Origin of the sequence: Weissella thailandensis (assembly GCF_005405465.1) — a bacterium.
Taxonomy (GTDB): Bacteria; Bacillota; Bacilli; order Lactobacillales; family Lactobacillaceae; genus Weissella; species Weissella thailandensis.
Genome location: NZ_BJEC01000005.1, coordinates 52411 through 70026 on the forward strand (window position 1 = coordinate 52411; position 17616 = coordinate 70026).

The 17616-nt window shown below is 39.3% G+C and carries 16 protein-coding genes; 13 read left to right on the forward strand and 3 right to left on the reverse strand.

The window, feature by feature from the left end; genetic code table 11:
- Positions 1–173: 173 nt before the first annotated feature.
- A complete protein-coding gene (locus tag FFM62_RS03100) occupies positions 174–1865 on the forward strand; it encodes an alpha-glucosidase (protein ID WP_115470200.1) in 1692 nt (563 codons plus the stop codon).
- Positions 1866–1869: 4 nt separating this feature from the next.
- Positions 1870–2457, forward strand: coding sequence for a uracil-DNA glycosylase family protein (locus tag FFM62_RS03105; RefSeq protein WP_115470201.1), 588 nt, complete (start codon positions 1870–1872; stop codon positions 2455–2457).
- A 475-nt stretch (positions 2458–2932) separates the two neighbouring features.
- Here the strand turns inward: FFM62_RS03105 and FFM62_RS03110 are convergent, their stop codons facing one another.
- Positions 2933–3772, reverse strand: coding sequence for an aldo/keto reductase (locus tag FFM62_RS03110; RefSeq protein WP_115470202.1), 840 nt, complete (start codon positions 3770–3772; stop codon positions 2933–2935).
- A 127-nt stretch (positions 3773–3899) separates the two neighbouring features.
- Here FFM62_RS03110 and FFM62_RS03115 point away from each other — a divergent pair, with 127 nt between their 5' ends.
- Entirely contained in the window at positions 3900–4142 is a 243-nt protein-coding gene (locus FFM62_RS03115) for a hypothetical protein (RefSeq protein WP_115470203.1), read from the forward strand.
- A gap of 23 nt (positions 4143–4165) precedes the next feature.
- A complete protein-coding gene (locus FFM62_RS03120) occupies positions 4166–5344 on the forward strand; it encodes an ATP-binding protein (protein ID WP_115470204.1) in 1179 nt (392 codons plus the stop codon).
- Between the two features lie 56 nt (positions 5345–5400).
- Here FFM62_RS03120 and FFM62_RS03125 read toward each other — a convergent pair whose 3' ends face one another.
- Positions 5401–5691, reverse strand: coding sequence for a hypothetical protein (locus tag FFM62_RS03125; protein ID WP_115470205.1), 291 nt, complete (start codon positions 5689–5691; stop codon positions 5401–5403).
- 208 nt (positions 5692–5899) lie between these two features.
- On the opposite strand from FFM62_RS03125, the gene uvrA reads away from it, so the two are divergent.
- The 9 genes from uvrA (at position 5900) to FFM62_RS03165 (ending at position 16834) form a co-directional block, all read left to right on the forward strand.
- On the forward strand, positions 5900–8779 hold the full coding sequence (uvrA, locus tag FFM62_RS03130; RefSeq protein WP_115470206.1) for an excinuclease ABC subunit UvrA: 2880 nt from the start codon (positions 5900–5902) through the stop codon (positions 8777–8779).
- A 55-nt stretch (positions 8780–8834) separates the two neighbouring features.
- Positions 8835–8954, forward strand: coding sequence for a putative metal homeostasis protein (locus FFM62_RS10095; RefSeq protein WP_165845845.1), 120 nt, complete (start codon positions 8835–8837; stop codon positions 8952–8954).
- A gap of 168 nt (positions 8955–9122) precedes the next feature.
- A complete protein-coding gene (rapZ, locus tag FFM62_RS03135; RefSeq protein ID WP_115470207.1) occupies positions 9123–10016 on the forward strand; it encodes an RNase adapter RapZ in 894 nt (297 codons plus the stop codon).
- The gene (locus FFM62_RS03140) at positions 10013–11008 is read left to right on the forward strand and encodes a gluconeogenesis factor YvcK family protein (RefSeq protein WP_115470208.1); all 996 of its coding nucleotides are present in this window, start codon (positions 10013–10015) and stop codon (positions 11006–11008) included. Before rapZ ends, FFM62_RS03140 begins: the two co-directional genes overlap by 4 nt.
- Before the next feature lie 30 nt (positions 11009–11038).
- On the forward strand, positions 11039–12010 hold the full coding sequence (gene whiA, locus FFM62_RS03145; RefSeq protein ID WP_115470209.1) for a DNA-binding protein WhiA: 972 nt from the start codon (positions 11039–11041) through the stop codon (positions 12008–12010).
- Between the two features lie 81 nt (positions 12011–12091).
- Positions 12092–12685, forward strand: a complete 594-nt coding sequence (locus FFM62_RS03150) for an ATP-dependent Clp protease proteolytic subunit (protein ID WP_075270208.1) — start codon at positions 12092–12094, stop codon at positions 12683–12685.
- Between the two features lie 254 nt (positions 12686–12939).
- On the forward strand, positions 12940–14184 hold the full coding sequence (locus FFM62_RS03155; RefSeq protein ID WP_115470210.1) for an MFS transporter: 1245 nt from the start codon (positions 12940–12942) through the stop codon (positions 14182–14184).
- Between the two features lie 412 nt (positions 14185–14596).
- A complete protein-coding gene (locus tag FFM62_RS03160) occupies positions 14597–15592 on the forward strand; it encodes a D-2-hydroxyacid dehydrogenase (RefSeq protein WP_115470211.1) in 996 nt (331 codons plus the stop codon).
- Between the two features lie 93 nt (positions 15593–15685).
- Positions 15686–16834 (forward strand): PTS sugar transporter subunit IIC, encoded by a 1149-nt coding sequence (locus tag FFM62_RS03165; RefSeq protein ID WP_115470212.1) that lies wholly within the window; start codon positions 15686–15688, stop codon positions 16832–16834.
- A gap of 305 nt (positions 16835–17139) precedes the next feature.
- Here FFM62_RS03165 and rpmF read toward each other — a convergent pair whose 3' ends face one another.
- A complete protein-coding gene (gene rpmF, locus FFM62_RS03170) occupies positions 17140–17313 on the reverse strand; it encodes a 50S ribosomal protein L32 (RefSeq protein WP_002827844.1) in 174 nt (57 codons plus the stop codon).
- Positions 17314–17616: the final 303 nt, after the last annotated feature.

Below are 17616 nucleotides of genomic sequence, written 5' to 3' on the forward strand. Positions count from 1 at the left end.
AATTAGCGTTGTTGTAGCATGTAGTATATTTGGAAATATTTTTTATTAAGTATTCGGTAAAAATGCCGTTTCATAGGAATTGTAAACGTTTACGATAATTGTTATCATGACAGTGTTAGGAAGTTTTTAATTAATGACAAATCACAACAATTATTAACGGGGGAAATTAATTCATGGCAACGAAATGGTGGCAAAATGATGTCGTTTATCAAGTTTATCCAAGGTCTTTTCAGGATAGCAATCATGATGGCGTTGGGGATATTCCTGGAATTATTTCACGGCTAGATTATATTAAAAGTCTCGGTGTCACAATGATTTGGATTTCACCAATCTATAAATCACCAATGGTTGATATGGGATATGACATTGCTGATTATCAAGCAATTGATCCACAATTCGGTACATTGGATGATTTCAAAACATTGTTAGCTGAGGCGAAAAAAAGAGATATTAAAATCATCATGGATTTGGTTGTTAATCACACATCAGGTCAACATGAATGGTTCCAAGATGCGTTAGCTAATCCGGATAGTCCATACCGCGATTTCTATATTTTTAAAAAGACCAATAATGGTGAAGCACCCAACAATTGGCGTGGTATTTTTGGTGGCTCAACATGGGAGCCAGTACCAGGCGAAGATGGTACCTACTATTTCCATACATTCGCTAAGCAACAACCCGATTTAAATTGGGAGAATCCAAAATTACGTCGTGCTATTTATGACATGATTAATTGGTGGTTAGAACTTGGCGTGGCCGGTTTCCGAGTTGATGCAATTACACATATTAAGAAGGACTTGGATTGGGCAAGTATTCCTGCCGATGATGTGGATGGGTTAGCTTCAGTCGTTAAGAAGGGGCGTAATCGTCCAGGTGTCGGAGAATTCTTGACCGAATTAAAACAAGAAACCTTTGATAAATATGATGCAGTTACAGTTGGTGAAGCATACGGTCTAGCAGATTCTGAGTTAGAAAAATTTGTTGGCGAAGACGGTTACTTCTCAATGGTATTTGACTTTTCATATATGAATATTGAAGTGAAAAATGGTGATGAGTGGTATCGTGGTCGTACTAACTGGACACCAGTCGATTTACGGAATGCTTTCTTTCATGCACAGGAAGCAACGGCAGCTGCCCACGGTTCGCTAGCCAATGTCTTGGAAAATCACGACCAACCTAGAGTATTATCAAAGTTAGTGACTGATCCACAGTACCAGACACCACAAGCAGCTAAGGCATTAGGCACGATGTATTATTTCTTGCCAGGGGTACCATTTATTTACCAAGGGCAAGAAATTGGTATGAAGAACTTTGAACGTAAGAGTATCGATGAGTTTAACGATGTGTCATCGATAAATAATTATGAAACAGCCTTGCAAGATGGTTACTCATCTGAAGATGCCTTACTGGCAGTTAATCAGAAATCACGTGATAATGCTCGTACACCAATGCAGTGGGATGATAGTGAGTTTGGTGGCTTTTCAGATGCAACGCCATGGTTAGCTATGGGAACTGATCGCGAAGGTATCAATGTTGCTGCTGAAGAAAATGACTCACAATCAGTTCTAAACTATTACCAAGCATTAGGTGAATTACATCATGATGCCGCTTGGGAGCCTGTTATCGTCAACGGTGATTTCCAACCAATGTGGTCATTACCTGAAACAGTTGTTGGTTACCAACGTCGGTTAGGTCAAAAGGTACTGACTGTTCTAGTTAATTTGAGTCCAAAATCCGCACGCTTTAGTCTTGTTCAGACGGGGGATGTTTTGGAACAAGTAGGTGAAGTGCAACTAACTAAGCAACGTGTTAAAATGAGCGCATATAGTGCAATTGTTTTGGGAAATAAACCAGAAGAAGGTTAAATGAATGAGTGATTTTTTGGATATCAAGCAAGCCATTATGGCCGATGAACAGAATCAGGCATATACTGCGCGTGGTATTGGACCAGTTTATCAAGTTGGTCCTGATGTTCGCATATTGATTATTGGCCAAGCACCTGGTGCAAAAGTAGAGCAGACCGGGATACCCTTTAATGATAAAAGTGGTGATCGTTTGCGAGAATGGATGGGGATTACTGCCGACGAGTTTTACAATAGCGGTAAAGTAGGGAACCTACCATTAGATTTCTATTTTCCAGGTAAAGGAAAGAGTGGTGATATGCCACCACGTAAAGGATTTGCTGAAAAATGGCATCCTAAAATGCTAGCTGATATGCCAAAAGTATCGCTGATTATTTTGGTTGGCGCTTATGCGCAACGTTACTATTTGCCAATCAAAAAATCTGAGACAATGACAGCGGTTATTAAACGCTCACAAGAATTTGAGCCAAAGTTCATGCCCATCGTCCATCCGTCACCAAGAAATAATATTTGGTTGCGGAAGAATCCGTGGTTCGAAGCTGATGTCGTGCCTAGACTACAGGCGCGCGTGCGTGAGTTAATGGACGAGAAGTAAAATTGTAAAGTAAAAGCACAGATGCGCGAAGCATCTGTGCTTTTGTTGATTTTAGAGTTTAAAACGGTAACTAATCAGCTCTTCATAAACGTGTTCCAACAAGCAGCATTCCTTATATAAGTCCAATTTTGACCCAGCCGCTTTGCAGCGTCAGGGCACAAAACAGGCCTTATACCGGAATGCTAAACGCTAGTTATCACACTCTTTCATAAACGCGATTAATTTTCAGTCCGGCCAATATAACGGTATCTGTACCTGCATGCCTACGCAGTCGCTACGGCGAAGCAGATACAGATACCGTTATATTAACCTCCAAAACGAAAATTAATCAGCTCTCTTTTCATAAACGCGATAAGTTACCAGTCCATCAAAAATAAGCGATAAATATGTCACACACCTACGCAGTCGCTACGGCGGTGCGCCAAATTTATCACTTATTTTGGATTCCAAAACGGTAACGTATCAGCTCTCTCTTTTACTCAAATTCTTCGTATTCGTTTGGATCTTGACCATCGATACGACCGTCTTCTTGATTTAGTTCGTTGATTGCTGCGATTTCGTTGTTTTCTAATGCGAAATCGAAGACATCAAGATTTTCACGTTGGTGAGCAGGGTTAGCCGAACGTAGAACTGGCACAATACCACGGTCAATATGCCAACGTGTAATAATTTGACTTGTTGACTTGCCATACTTATCGGCAATCTTTTTGACAACTGGTTCCTTTAGTGCTGAACTACCACGGCCAAGTGGGCTCCAGGCTTCAACCTTGATACCACGGCGCATATTTTCTAAGACATTGTCTTCTTGTACCCAGTAAGGGTGAATTTCAATTTGGTTAACTGCTGGCTTAACACCAGTTTCTTCAATAATACGATCTAGATGTTCAGGCTCGAAGTTAGATACACCAATTGAGCGGATCAAACCTTGCTTTTGTGCATCAACTAAAGCTTGCCAAGCTTCAACATATAAGCCGCGCTTTGGCAATGGCCAGTGAATAATATACAAATCAAAGTAATCAATTCCCATACGGGCTAATGATTCTTGGATAGCATTACGGGCACTTTCATAGTCATGATATTTACCAGGCAATTTTGAGGTAATGTAAAATTCTGAACGTGGAACGCCAGAATAACGGATTGCTTTACCAACAATTCCTTCATTGTCGTAATTAGTAGCTGAATCAATGAGACGATAACCGCTTTTAATTGCTGCCAGAATTTGTTGGAATCCTGCGCCACCTTTCAGTTGATAAGTACCAAGACCTAAATTAGGTAGTTGATGACCATCATTCAATGTAACATTTGGAATTGACATAATAAGCCTCCTTTTAATCTAAGTTTACTTTCGCATTTAAAACAATAATTTGCAAGTAGTGGCTATCGCATTATTTCATAACTAACGGTAACATAGTATTAGTGATTTTATTGGAGGAACAAAGATCGTGAAAAAAGGATTTCACTTTGGTAAGTGGGTATTAATTGTATTTGCCATTATGATGCTATTCTTGGGTATCTATTCATTATTTGATGTGTTTATCGATCAGGTTATTTGGTATCATTTGGCGTTACTTGTTTTATTTCTCATCATTGGATTTATTAGCCGCACAAAGGAAAGATGGCTGTATTTGGCAACAGCAGTCATTTGGCTGATCAATGTTAGTTGGGACTTAATTCGTTTATTTTAAGTTGACAAAGAGGGGTGGAAAATATGATTTCAATACCATTATCAGAAGAACTAACAGTATCCGCAGATAAACTGTTGCAACAACATCTATTGATTGTGGGTGCGACTGGCAGTGGTAAATCGACAAGTGCCATGACGATTTTGCATGGTTTGATGGCTCAAAATCAAACAACCATGATTATTGATCCAACTGGTGAATATACACACCTACCAAATGCCGTTGTTGCCAAGTTAGGCTACAATGCTTACATTGATTATGAGAAGTTAACTGGTCAGGATTTGGACTTACTGTTTGGGGTGGATGATCCTGAAATACAGGAAAAACTATCAGATGCACTCGACAGTTTAAAAATTCAAAAAAATATTGTGAAACAACCAGGGGTCTATACGAAAATTAATCGTACGTGGGATGATTTTGAAAAGGATATGCACCAACTGTATCACTACCCACAACCAGTTGACCTAGGCTTGTTGCCAGAACAACTTCGGCAAGAATATGCTGTGCCAGTTGATAACTTTGACGTCATTGGTCAGAAGATTGATGAGAGTGGCTTTGCAAAATGTCTGCCATTAATTCGACGCATTAAGCGTTTGACTAGCCAGCAGCGTTTTCAGCAGCTCTACCATATGCCTGTACCGGAAGATGAACCAGCGCCAGCCAATATGCAAACGGATGTCATGTATTTATTGCGATTGTTTGCTGGTCATCGCAGTGATCATAAGATTTTGGTGATTGATTGCTCATTATTTGCGGATAATTTGGCGATGGGAAAAGTCATTGTTTCATTACTAACGACGGCCTTGTTACGTGAAAAACAGCAACTAAAACATAGTGTCCCAGTTACTTTGTTGATTGATGAAGCCCATCGTTATGTGATGGCTGAAAATTTGACAACTAATGGTATTTTTAGAATTGCTCGTGAAGGTCGCAAGTCGGGTTTGTTTTTAATGCTAACAACGCAAAGTCCACTTGATTTACCAGCGTCGCTATTAGGTCAGTTCGGTCATTACTTGGTACATCAATTAAATACGAGTAGTGAACTGGCACAGTTGCCGGTATTACAAGATTATAGTCAACAAATTGCCCACCAGAATGTTGGTCAGGCATTGTTGGCAGGAAATAATTTTGTACCACCAAAGGCGATTGATATGCTGTTTATTTCTGAAATGAATCATCAGACAACGACACCACAATTTTTTTAATAACAAAAAGAACGTGCGAGAGAAGACTAAGGCTTTTTTCGCACGTTCCTTTGTTATTATTTTTCTGTCGGTTCTGGAATAAACGTATCAACAGCTGACCAGAAAGTGACCAGTGAAAATACGATAACAAAGTGCCAGGCAATCGTTGTCCAGGCATTGCCATACACATTGGTATAAGTGTTGATGAATCGTTGTGCAAAAACAAGTGCGATAACTTCCTCAACCGCAATAACTAGCACTGTTAAAGCAGCTGCAGCAGCCAATACAGCACCAATCAATAACACGAGTGATGCAAGGTGTTGCGCAATCCAGCGTAAAGACCAAGCTTTGGCAGCTTTGTGATTCATGAGTTGACAACCTCCAATAGTTAAATACTATGCTCCATTATACGTGAAATTAGATTAGGTGACCAAAAAAAGGTAAAAAATAAGCTGAATTATAAGATAAATCTTGTTAAAATTAATGTTCTGTTATTCCGTTAAGTTTTAACTAACGATATGGTTGTCAAAAGGGTTATAATACAATTAGCATAATTGAGATTAAAGGAGACGTTTTATGGTCAATGATTGGATAAAAATTCATGGCGCGCGCGCTCACAATTTAAAGAACGTAGATGTAGACATTCCGAGAGACAAGTTTATTGTCATGACCGGGCTATCAGGTTCTGGGAAGAGCTCACTAGCATTCGATACATTATACGCCGAGGGACAAAGACGGTATGTTGAAAGTTTATCAGCATATGCTCGTCAATTTTTAGGGCAAATGGATAAACCAGATGTTGATGCCATCGATGGTTTGAGTCCTGCCATTTCCATTGATCAAAAGACGACTTCCAAGAATCCGCGGTCAACGGTGGGGACGGTTACAGAAATTAATGATTACTATCGTCTGTTGTTTGCCCGTGTTGGTCAGCCGGATTCTGCTGCAGATGGTACGATTGTTAAAAAGTCTATTGATCAAATGTTGAATGATCTATCAGAACGTTTGCCTGAAGGTAGTCGATTGCAAATTCTGGCACCAATTATTCGCCATAAACGTGGCTCACATGCAACAGCATTTGAGCGAATTCAAAAAGAAGGTTTTGTTCGTTTCATTGTTGATGGTGCGATGCATGAGGTTACTGATGATATTGAACTAAACAAAAATAAATATCATGATATTGCTATTGTTGTTGATCGCATTATCTTACGTGATAGTTCGCGGGCACGTCTCTTTGAGTCTTTTGAATCTGCCATGCGCTTGGCGGAAGGACTGGTGACAGTCGACGTCGTGAGAGGCGAAGAGCAACAATTAACTTATTCAGATCACTATACTGGTCCGCTAAAAAATTTTGCAGTTGGTAAGCTTGAACCCCAACTGTTTTCATTCAATGCGCCACTTGGTGCTTGTCCAGTCTGTGGTGGGTTAGGAATCACATTAGAGGTGGATATTGATCGTGTCGTGCCGGACCAAAGTAAAACATTAGCGGAAGGTGCTATCGACGCTTGGAATCCGATTTCATCGTCATATTATCCAGAGATGTTACGACAGTTCACAGAGTCAGTCGATATTCCGATGGATGTTCCTTTTGAAGAACTAACAGATGAGCAACGTGAAACTATCCTATATGGTTCTGGGGATAAGACCTTCCATTTCCACTATGAAAATGATTTTGGTGGTGTACGTGATGTTGATGTTGTCTTTGAAGGTGTTATGAACAATATCAATCGTCGTTATCAAGAATCAAATTCTGACTTTACTCGTGAACAAATGCGTAGTTATATGGATGAGTTAACTTGCCAAGCTTGTCATGGTTACCGTTTAAATGAAGGGGCCTTGTCCGTTAAAGTTGGTGGCCAAAATATTGGTCAGATTTCTGAACAATCAATTGACCATGAATTGACATTTTTTGAACAACTCTCATTTGGTCAACAAGATCAAGAAGTTGCCGCACCGATAGTTAAAGAGATTAAAGATCGGCTACGTTTCTTGAAAAATGTCGGCTTAGAGTATTTGACTCTATCACGTTCGGCAAGAACGTTATCTGGTGGTGAAGCGCAGCGAATTCGTTTGGCAACTCAGATTGGTTCAAATCTGTCTGGGGTCATGTATGTGTTAGATGAACCATCGATTGGGCTACACCAACGTGATAATGACCGTTTGATTCATTCTTTGCAGCAAATGCGTGATTTAGGGAACACGTTGATTGTTGTCGAACACGATGAAGATACGATGCGGGCAGCTGATTACATTATTGATGTTGGACCAGGCGCTGGTGAACATGGTGGTGAAATCATGGCCACAGGTACCCCAGCTGAAATTGAGGGAAATGCACAATCACTAACCGGACAATATCTTGCGGGTAAAAAATTTATTCCCGTTCCTGATACTCGTCGTAAAGGTAATGGTCAAAAAATAACAGTTTCAGGGGCCGCAGAAAACAATCTAAAGAATATCAAAGTTGATTTTCCCCTCGGTAAATTTACCGTGGTGACTGGTGTTTCAGGATCAGGTAAGTCAACGTTAGTTAATACAATTCTTAAACGTGCTCTGAAAATGGAGCTCAATCACAATTCTGAAAAACCAGGCAAGTATCGCCGTATAACGGGTTATGAAAATATTGATAAGATTGTTGATATTGACCAAAGCCCAATTGGCCGGACACCACGTTCAAACCCAGCCACTTATACGGGTGTCTTTGACGATATTCGGGCGCTGTTTGCTCAGACTAATGAAGCAAAAATGCGTGGTTACAAGAAGGGGCGCTTCTCGTTCAATACTAAGGGTGGCCGTTGTGAAGCATGTAAAGGTGATGGGGTCATTAAGATTGAAATGAACTTTTTGCCTGATGTGTACGTCACTTGTGAAGTGTGTGGTGGTACACGTTATAATTCGGAAACCCTTGAAGTTACTTATCGTGGTTTGACCATTGCCGATGTCTTAAATCTCACTGCTGAACAAGCGGTTGATTTTTTCGCAGCAATTCCAAAGATTCGTCGTAAGTTACAAACGATGGTCGATGTTGGTTTAGGGTATGTGAAGTTAGGACAATCAGCGACGACTTTGTCAGGTGGTGAAGCCCAACGAATGAAGTTAGCTTCTGAATTACAACGTCGTTCAACTGGTAAAACATTTTATATCCTAGATGAGCCAACGACTGGGTTACATGTTGCTGATATTTCAAGACTGTTGGAGGTCTTGCAGCGATTGGTTGATGGTGGTAATTCTGTCTTGATTATTGAACACAATCTGGACGTTATCAAAACTGCTGACTGGTTAATCGATATGGGACCAGAAGGTGGTGAAGGTGGTGGTAACATCCTAGTAACTGGGACGCCCGAACAAATTGCTGCAACGTCGGGTTCATATACGGGTCAATATTTAGGACCAATTATGGCACGAGATCGACAACGCGCCAATGATACAAAGTCGTGTAAGTTTGCAATTTTAAAGTAGGTTGCGTATGCTTATATTTTGTAAGTTAATTTTGGCGTATTGAGAGGTAACGACCATGGCAGAAAAATTAGATGTTGCATCAGCTCGACGTAAAATGAAGAGTCCTAATATTAAGACTCGCAAGCGTGCGTTGAAAGTTTTGCATGAGGCAAGTCACCAAACAACTAAAAAGTAAATATATTAGCAGGCTGGAACAAAAAAATGTTCCAGCCTTTTTGCTAAAAGTGGTATGAGCATGGGGGCATACTGGATTTTATAACATTCGCTTTTTTATTCATGAGATACCCGGGTGTATCTTAAAGATGATACAATGGATAAGACAAATTAAGAGGAGGGCAGCCAGATGAGCAAAAAAGAATTAATTATTGTCACTGGTATGAGTGGCACTGGTAAAACGGTTGCCATTCAGGCATTTGAAGACCTTGGGTATTTCACAGTGCAGAATTTACCACCTGCCATGTTACCTAAGTTTTGGCAAATGATTTCAGATGAAGACACGATTCAACGTGCAGCGGTTATGATTGATCTACGTTCACAAAGCTTTTTTGAGGACTTGGATCATGAAGTGCGCCGATTAAGAAAAAATAGTTATGATAAGTACGATATGAAGATTGTCTACATTGATGCTTCTGATGGTGAACTAGTCGCTCGTTATAAAGAAACACGCCGTTCACATCCTTTAGCTGGTGAAGGTGGTACTTTATATGGTATTCAATTAGAAAGAGAACAACTAGCCGGCATTCGTGACTTAGCAAGTGAAATTATCCATACGGATGATTATGCACCAAGACAATTGCGAAATTATATTCAAGCACATTTTGGTTCGGAAAAAGACCAAGCGGGTACGTTTGCGATTCAAGTAATGAGTTTTGGTTTTAAGTACGGTATTGCGGTGGATGCTGATTTGGTATTCGATGTTCGTTTCTTACCTAACCCATATTACAAGGAAGATTTACGCCAACTAACCGGGCTGGATGAATCTGTGGCTAACTATGTTTGGCAAACAGATGATGCAAATGAGTTCTATCAACGGGTTAGTGAGCAAATTAAATGGTTATTACCAAAGTATAAAGCTGAGGGCAAAAGTACCTTGACGATTGCTTTTGGTTGTACAGGTGGTCAACATCGTTCGGTTGCGTTTGCCCATCGTTTACATAATGACTTATCCGAAGACTGGGTGGTCAATGAGAGTCATCGTGATATTGAACGCCGAAAGGAGAGCACTAATCGGTCATGACAGAAAAATATACAGTTAAGCGTGTACCGAAAATAGTTGTGATTGGTGGTGGCTCTGGTCAACCCGTCGTGTTAAATGGCTTAAAAAAATATGAAAACGATTTAACAGCAATTATTACGGTCGCTGATGATGGGGGTTCTTCGGGAACACTACGCCATTATCTAAAAATGGTACCACCTGGAGATATTCGTAATGTGGTGGCAACATTATCGGAGTTACCAACTAGTTTGTTGGATATTTTCCAGTATCGTTTTAAACCCGAAGATGATATGCTTGCCCATCATTCTTTAGGAAATTTGATTATTGCGGCAATGGCAGAAAAAGAACATGATATTTTTGATGGGATACAACTACTAACAAAAATTATGCAAGTTCGTGGCCATGTGTATCCGGTGGCAAATGAACCACTGGTATTGCATGCAAGTTTCTCGGATGGGACAGAATTAGAGGGCGAAGCTGAGATCACGGCTGCTCATAAAGCTATTGATCATATCTGGGTCACTGCGCAAGAACAACCGGCTACGCATGTTGTGCAGTCACCTAGCCAAGTTATCAACGCCATTTTAGAAGCAGATGTGGTTGTGCTTGGTCCAGGTAGCTTGTTTACGAGTGTTCTACCTAATTTAATGGTGCCCAATGTAGCAGAGGCATTACGTTCAACCCGTGCTAAGGTCGTGTATATTGCTAATATCATGACCCAAAAAGGGGAAACAGACAATTTTACGGATGCAGATCATGTGAATGCAATCAATAAGCATGTTGGTGAGCGAATCGTAGATGCTGTGATTATGAACACTGGTAAGGTGCCTGACGATTATATTGATTGGCAACGTTGGAATGAAATTTCATATCAAGTACATTCAGATCCAGAGTCTGTGCAAGAATTAGGAGCTGAACCGGTTTTGGGCGACCTATTAGCTTTACGAGATGAAGGTGCGTTCCATGATGGGGATGCCGTCGCACAACTAATTATGCAATTGGCGACAAATTAATTGAAATAAATATAGTGGGAGGTGGCACTAATGTCATTTGCGAGTGATGTTAAAAAAGAATTAACCACCTTAGAAATTATTAATCCAGATAATGCGAAGGCTGAATTATCTGCTTTGTTACGAATGAATGGCTCATTGGGATTGAAAAATCAGCATTTCACCCTTAATGTGCAAACCGAAAATGCGGCAACGGCACGACGGATTTTGGGGTTATTGCAAAAATTCTATCGTTTGCCATCAGAAATTTCTGTTCGTCGTCAAATGAAATTGAAGAAAAATAATTTGTATGTCGTTCGTATTACGAAAGGTGTTAACGAATTACTTGATGATTTGCATATCTTTGAAGGATTCGAATTACTACCGACTGTTCCTGATGAGTGGCTAGAGCCAGAAGGCAAAGCACGTTCTTATTTACGTGGGGCTTTTTTGGCTGCTGGTTCGGTGAATAATCCGGAAACTAGTCGTTATCATTTAGAGATATATTCCTTATATGAAGAACAAGCTACGCAATTATCAAATCTAATGAACCGATTTGATTTGAATGCTAAAGTGGTTGAACGCCGTTCAGGATTCATCGTGTACTTGAAGGAAGCTGAAAAAATTGGTGACATGATGAAAGTTATCGGTGCAACAAATGCAATGTTTCGGATGGAAGATGTACGCATTATTCGTGATATGCGTAATTCCGTTAATCGGCTGGTCAATGCTGAAAATGCGAATTTAGATAAGACCGTTAATGCGAGCCAAAAACAAATCGATGATATTTTGTTTTTAGACGAAGAAATTGGTTTGGGACGCTTTCCAGAAAAATTACGTGAAATTGCTGAAGTTCGCTTAGCACATCGTGAAGATCCGTTGTCAGCACTCGGAAAGTATGTGCCATCAGGTGAAATTTCGAAATCCGGTGTTAATCATCGTTTACGAAAATTAACAAAAATGGCTGATGAAATCAGAGACACAGGACAAATCCCAAAAGAGCTGCAACGAGGAAATGATAATTAGTTAAATAGGGTTTGACCATTCTTGACGAAATGATAAAATGATAATATGTTCTTGATTTTGAACACTAGGAGGAAATAAAAAATGACACCAATTCCATATGTTATTGAACAATCATCACATGGTGAGCGTTCATATGATATTTTTTCACGTTTATTAATTGACCGTATAATTATGGTTAACGGTGAAATTGAATCGCAAATGGCAACAGCAATTATTGCACAGTTGCTATTCTTAGATGCCCAAGATCCAGACAAGGACATTTATATGTACATTAACTCTCCAGGTGGAGAGGTTAATGCTGGTATGGCTATTTATGACACGATGAATTTCATTAGTGCTGACGTTCAAACAATTACAATTGGACTGGCAGCATCAATGGCATCTGTCTTAGCATCTTCAGGTGCTAAGGGTAAGCGATTCATTTTGCCTAATTCACAGTTCATGATTCACCAACCATCAGGTGGTGCTCAAGGACAACAAACTGAAATTGCCATTGCTGCCAAAGAAATTTTGAAGACTCGTAAGAAGTTGAACCAAATTTTGGCAGACAATACTGGTCGACCATTTGAAGAAGTTGAAAAGGATACTGAGCGTGATCACTGGCTAGATGCTGAAGAGTCACTTGAGTATGGCTTGATTGATAAGATTATGACTAGCGCTAAGGACAAGTCATAAAAGTGGTTTTGTAATATAAAATTCGTTAATACTTGGTACCAATAGCTAATTTCATAAAATTAGTTATTGGTACTTTTTTTGTGGTTGTTTGTTATAAGTATGATAGCAATCATTGTTAACGTATGATACGCTAGTTAGCGCGTTTCATTTCGCCGAATACATATGAAATAAGGAGCTTATTATGACCAAAATAGCTGTAGTAGATGACCGAAATTGATTTACCCCAAACATTAAAAAAATGAGGTTTATTAATAATGGAAAACAAAAAAATATCACTACCACAGAATTGGCAATTTAATTTTTATCGGCTTTTTGGCGGTCAATTACATTCTGGGATAACGAGTTGGACAGTCCAGTACGCGCTTATTTGGTTCATGACTATGACTTATAAGTCTCCTAGTGTTTTAGCTTTTGCGACAATGCTATCAACAATCCCAGGAATTGTTTTGGCACCAATTGTTGGCCCATTGGTAGATCGATTAAATAAAAAATTGCTACTTATTGGTGGAGACCTGATTGTTGCTGCCGCTGCATTACTAATAATATTTAGTAATAGAGAAAGCACATTGCCGTTGTATATTGTCTATACTGCTGTTTTCATTCGTTCAGTTGCCCAAACACTTCAGCAACCAACGATTCAATCAACTGTACCAACATTAGTGCCAGATGATTTTTTGGTAAAAGCGAATGGGCAAATTGGCAGTTTTAATGCTATTAGCACGGTACTAGCACCCACCCTTGGGTTTTTGACATACAGTAATTTACCGCTCGTGGGTGTGATGTGGATTGATATTGTTGGTGCGGTTATTGGCTCAACAACAGTATTGTTATCTGTGATACCAAGTTTCAATCAACTGGCACAAGGAAAAATTACAGTATCTCGTGATTTAATTGCTGGTTGGCAGGTGATGATTGGGCAGCGTGGTGTACTGCAATTAATCATTATTGTTTCTCTGGTAATGGTGGCTTTTGTGCCAATATCTTCAATGTATCCGCTTTTTACGACCGAATATTTCAAAATGAGTCTATTTCATGCCAATTTAGTGGAAACGATTTTTTCAGTTGGCATGGTGGTCGGTGGATTGATACTTGGATTATTTAGTAAAGTTACACGGCTAATCCATCCTGTGCTTATTGCGATAATTTTTATGGGCGCAATGTTTATGTTTTCTGGTGTATTGCCTGGCAATGAATTAGGCTTTTGGTCATTCTTTGGTTTTAATATTGTTGTTGGGTTATCTATTCCAATTATGAATAGCTTTTTAATGACTATTATCCAAAAATCATATCCGCTAGAATATTTAGGTCGGGTTATGGGAGTTACAATGCCTTTGCAAGCAGCAGCAGGACCTGTGGGCCTTGCTTTTATCGGACCATTAGCAGAGCAGTATGGCATTTTACCATTGTTTATGTGGGGTGGCATTGCTGAAGTAGCACTAGCTATTTTAGCGTATAGCCTCCCAGCTGTTCGAAACATTAGTACAAAGAATGCAGATTAATCAAATAGCAATTACTTAATAAATTTTTTGAAAGCGACTGATGATCCTGACAAACTAATGTCAGTTCATGGTCGTTTTTTATTAATAAGTAAAGATTTTTTTCGTGCAGCACATGGATTGTTCACAAACTTTTCGGTAACCGCTTTCTTTATTGACAGAACAGGTGTTTACATCATATCATTGTATGAAGGAGGTGCTTTAGTGATATAATTTAATACTTCCCTATTGTGAATCTATACACATTGTGTAAGCGCTTTAAAATAAATATATATATTCTATTTTAGCTATAAATAAAGTGATTTGTCCCATATTGAAACGACACGTTTTGTTTATTTCCGGCTATTGTGTTGAATATTTCACAAATGTATTTATAATTAAAAGTGTTAAGACATGCTTTGGAGGAAATAGAACAATGAAAATTTTTGCATATGGTATTCGACAAGATGAGCAAGCCGCACTACGTGAGTGGGAATCAAACCACCCAGAAGTAGAAGTAGACTTTACTGATAAGTTATTGGATCCAGAAACTGCTCAATTAGCTAAAGGCGCAGATGCAGTTGATGTTTACCAACAATTATCATACACACCTGAAACGTTGACCGCTTTGCACGAATTAGGCATTAACAAAATGTCATTACGTAATGTTGGTACAGATAACATTGATTTTGATACAGCTCGTCGTTTCGACTTTTCAATTTCAAATGTTGCAGTTTATTCACCTAATGCAATTGCTGAGCACGCAGCTATTCAAGGGGCACGTGTGCTACGTCAGACAAAACCATTAGACAACAAAATTGCTAACCATGATTTGCGTTGGGCACCAACAATTGGTCGTGAAGTTCGTATGCAAACATTCGGAATTATTGGTACAGGACACATTGGACGTGTGTTGATTGATATTTTGAAGGGCTTCGGTGCTAAGATCGTTGCTTATGATGTTTACCGTAACCCTGAGCTTGAAGCAGAAGGTATTTACGTTGATACATTGGATGAATTGTATGCCCAAGCTGATGTGATTTCACTTCACGTACCAAGTTTGCCAGAAAATTACCACATGATTAATGCAGAATCAATTGCAAAGATGAAGGATGATGTTGTATTGATCAACGTTTCTCGTGGTGACTTGATGGATATTGACGCCATTGTTGATGGTTTAGATTCAGGTAAGATCTTTGGTCTTGCAATGGATGTTTATGAGAAGGAAGTTGGCTTGTTCAACAGTGACTGGTCAGACAAAGAATTCCCAGACGCTAAGATTGCAGACTTGATTGCTCGTGAGAACGTTTTGGTAACACCTCACACAGCTTTCTATACAACTAAGGCTGTTTATGAGATGGTTACGCAATCAATGAATGCCTCATTAGCCTTTATTAAGGGTGAAGAGACACCAAACGAAGTTAAGTATTAAAAGTTAATTTTTTACAGTGATGATTGTGGGATTTTATTACTGTGAGTAGGTATGTGACATTGTCACATTAGATTAGAAAGGTAATTGAATATTATGGCTAGCGCAGTTTTTGACGGTTCTTACGAACTAAAGTTTAAAGATTTTTTCTTTAAAGTATTGTCTGGTTCTGCTCAAGGTATTTTGATTGGTGTTTTGCCATCAGCTGTTTTGAAGTACGTTATTCGTCCGTTTGTACAGAGCGGCATGGGATGGGCGGTTGACCTAAGTGCGATTTTGACGTTATTCTCGTCATTTATCCCAATGTTGATTGGTTTGGCAATTGCCATGCAATTTAACATGAAGTCTCTAGATGTTGGAGTTATGGCCATTGCGGTTGGAGTTGCCTGTGGTTCGATCAATTGGGCTTCAGTGCCAGCGGGATTTAAGAATCCAATTACTGGCGTGACGACAACCTCGCCTAGTACGGTGTACATGGCATCTGGAGCTGGAGATGTTATCAATGCCATGATTGTTGCGGCAATCGGTGTCCTTGTTATTTGGTTGATTGCTAAATATCTATGGGGATTCGGTTCATTAGCAATTATCCTAAGTCCTATCGTTGTAGGTGGGGGTGTTGGCTTAATTGGTAAAGAAATCGCACCTTATGTTGGTGAAGTAACAACTTGGATTGGAAAGATGGTGCAATTAGCAACTGATTTGCAACCATTGCCAATGACAATTATTATTGCCATGGTATTCGCCGTTATTATCGTCACACCTGTTTCAACTGTTGGTATTGCTTTGGCAATTACATTGTCTGGACTGGGATCAGCGGCTGCTGGTGTTGGTATCGTTGCAACGACAGTTGTTCTATTGATTAACTCAATTAGAGTTAACAAGGTTGGAACAACAGTTGCTATCTTCTTAGGAGCTATGAAGGGAATGATGCCTTCAGTGTTTAAGAAGCCAATAATGTTATTCTCATTTATGGTTGCTGCTGGACTTTCAGCATTGCCAATTAGTTTCTTGAACGTTCAAGGAACACCAACTTCAGCCGGATTTGGTTGGATCGGATTCGTTTCACCAATTCAGTCAGTTGTACGTGATGCTGCTGACAAGGTATTCCAAACGAATGTAATTGGTGTTATGCCAGCTATCTTGGTTTGGGCAATTATTCCAATCATTGCTGGAATTGTTGTTGACCTATTATTTACAAAGGTATTCAAGCTTTACAAGCCAGAAGACTTTAAGCAAGAAATTTAATATGATAAAAGACCGGAACATAATAATTGTTCCGGTCTTTTTATTTTAAAATATTGCAAATATATGTGACGTACTAGTTTCGAAATGATATTTAATTTGCTTGGATCTATCTATTATGAATATCATTGACAGGTGGCTTGTAGTCACGTTCTAAGCGCTTTTAGAATCAGACTGGTATGATTTTACAGTTAGATATGAAAAGGGCTAAAAACGCGGTAAAATAAAAAACAGGGAATGGACAAATCCACTCCCTGTCTTAATAATCGTTTATTTTTATCTATCCAAAAATAGATTAATAAATGAGCTTACTTAGGTGAAACAACTTGCTTACCGTTGTAAGTGCCATCAGCAGCAACGTGGTGGTTACGTACGTACACACCATTTTCGTTCATGTGAATAGCTGGCGTCTTCAATCCGCCTTGACCGCCGCGACGAGTGCGCTTTGCGTGCTTTGAAACTTTACGTGCAGGAACTGCCATAGTAATATCCTCCCTTACACCGCCGTGTTAGAAAGAAGGCAGTGTTTAATAATCTTATTTTTTCAACTGTTCTAAATTACATTATTTTTTGCTTTTTGTCAAGTTATCGCCTTTTTATAAAGGATTATCGTGACAATAAAAGCCTGGTAATAACTTTACTTTTTATGCGGCTAGATAGATAATTAGGTATACCAAAAAACAAGGAGGCATATTTACTGAGGTTATTTTTTCAGTAGAGGATCCGTTACAGCAAAGTGATGGTCCAAGTTTGGCGGTTTGATCAGCTAGTAATTTGGGTGGATT

Coding starts and splice junctions, on each gene's coding strand:
- FFM62_RS03140 (WP_115470208.1), top strand. CDS start 10,013: ATGACAGAAAAATATACAGTTAAGCGTGTACCGAAAATAGTTGTGATT.
- FFM62_RS03160 (WP_115470211.1), top strand. CDS start 14,597: ATGAAAATTTTTGCATATGGTATTCGACAAGATGAGCAAGCCGCACTA.
- FFM62_RS03150 (WP_075270208.1), top strand. CDS start 12,092: ATGACACCAATTCCATATGTTATTGAACAATCATCACATGGTGAGCGT.
- FFM62_RS10095 (WP_165845845.1), top strand. CDS start 8,835: ATGGCAGAAAAATTAGATGTTGCATCAGCTCGACGTAAAATGAAGAGT.
- FFM62_RS03120 (WP_115470204.1), top strand. CDS start 4,166: ATGATTTCAATACCATTATCAGAAGAACTAACAGTATCCGCAGATAAA.
- FFM62_RS03165 (WP_115470212.1), top strand. CDS start 15,686: ATGGCTAGCGCAGTTTTTGACGGTTCTTACGAACTAAAGTTTAAAGAT.
- FFM62_RS03155 (WP_115470210.1), top strand. CDS start 12,940: ATGGAAAACAAAAAAATATCACTACCACAGAATTGGCAATTTAATTTT.
- FFM62_RS03110 (WP_115470202.1), bottom strand. CDS start 3,772: ATGTCAATTCCAAATGTTACATTGAATGATGGTCATCAACTACCTAAT.
- rapZ (WP_115470207.1), top strand. CDS start 9,123: ATGAGCAAAAAAGAATTAATTATTGTCACTGGTATGAGTGGCACTGGT.
- FFM62_RS03125 (WP_115470205.1), bottom strand. CDS start 5,691: ATGAATCACAAAGCTGCCAAAGCTTGGTCTTTACGCTGGATTGCGCAA.
- whiA (WP_115470209.1), top strand. CDS start 11,039: ATGTCATTTGCGAGTGATGTTAAAAAAGAATTAACCACCTTAGAAATT.
- FFM62_RS03105 (WP_115470201.1), top strand. CDS start 1,870: ATGAGTGATTTTTTGGATATCAAGCAAGCCATTATGGCCGATGAACAG.
- FFM62_RS03100 (WP_115470200.1), top strand. CDS start 174: ATGGCAACGAAATGGTGGCAAAATGATGTCGTTTATCAAGTTTATCCA.
- rpmF (WP_002827844.1), bottom strand. CDS start 17,313: ATGGCAGTTCCTGCACGTAAAGTTTCAAAGCACGCAAAGCGCACTCGT.
- uvrA (WP_115470206.1), top strand. CDS start 5,900: ATGGTCAATGATTGGATAAAAATTCATGGCGCGCGCGCTCACAATTTA.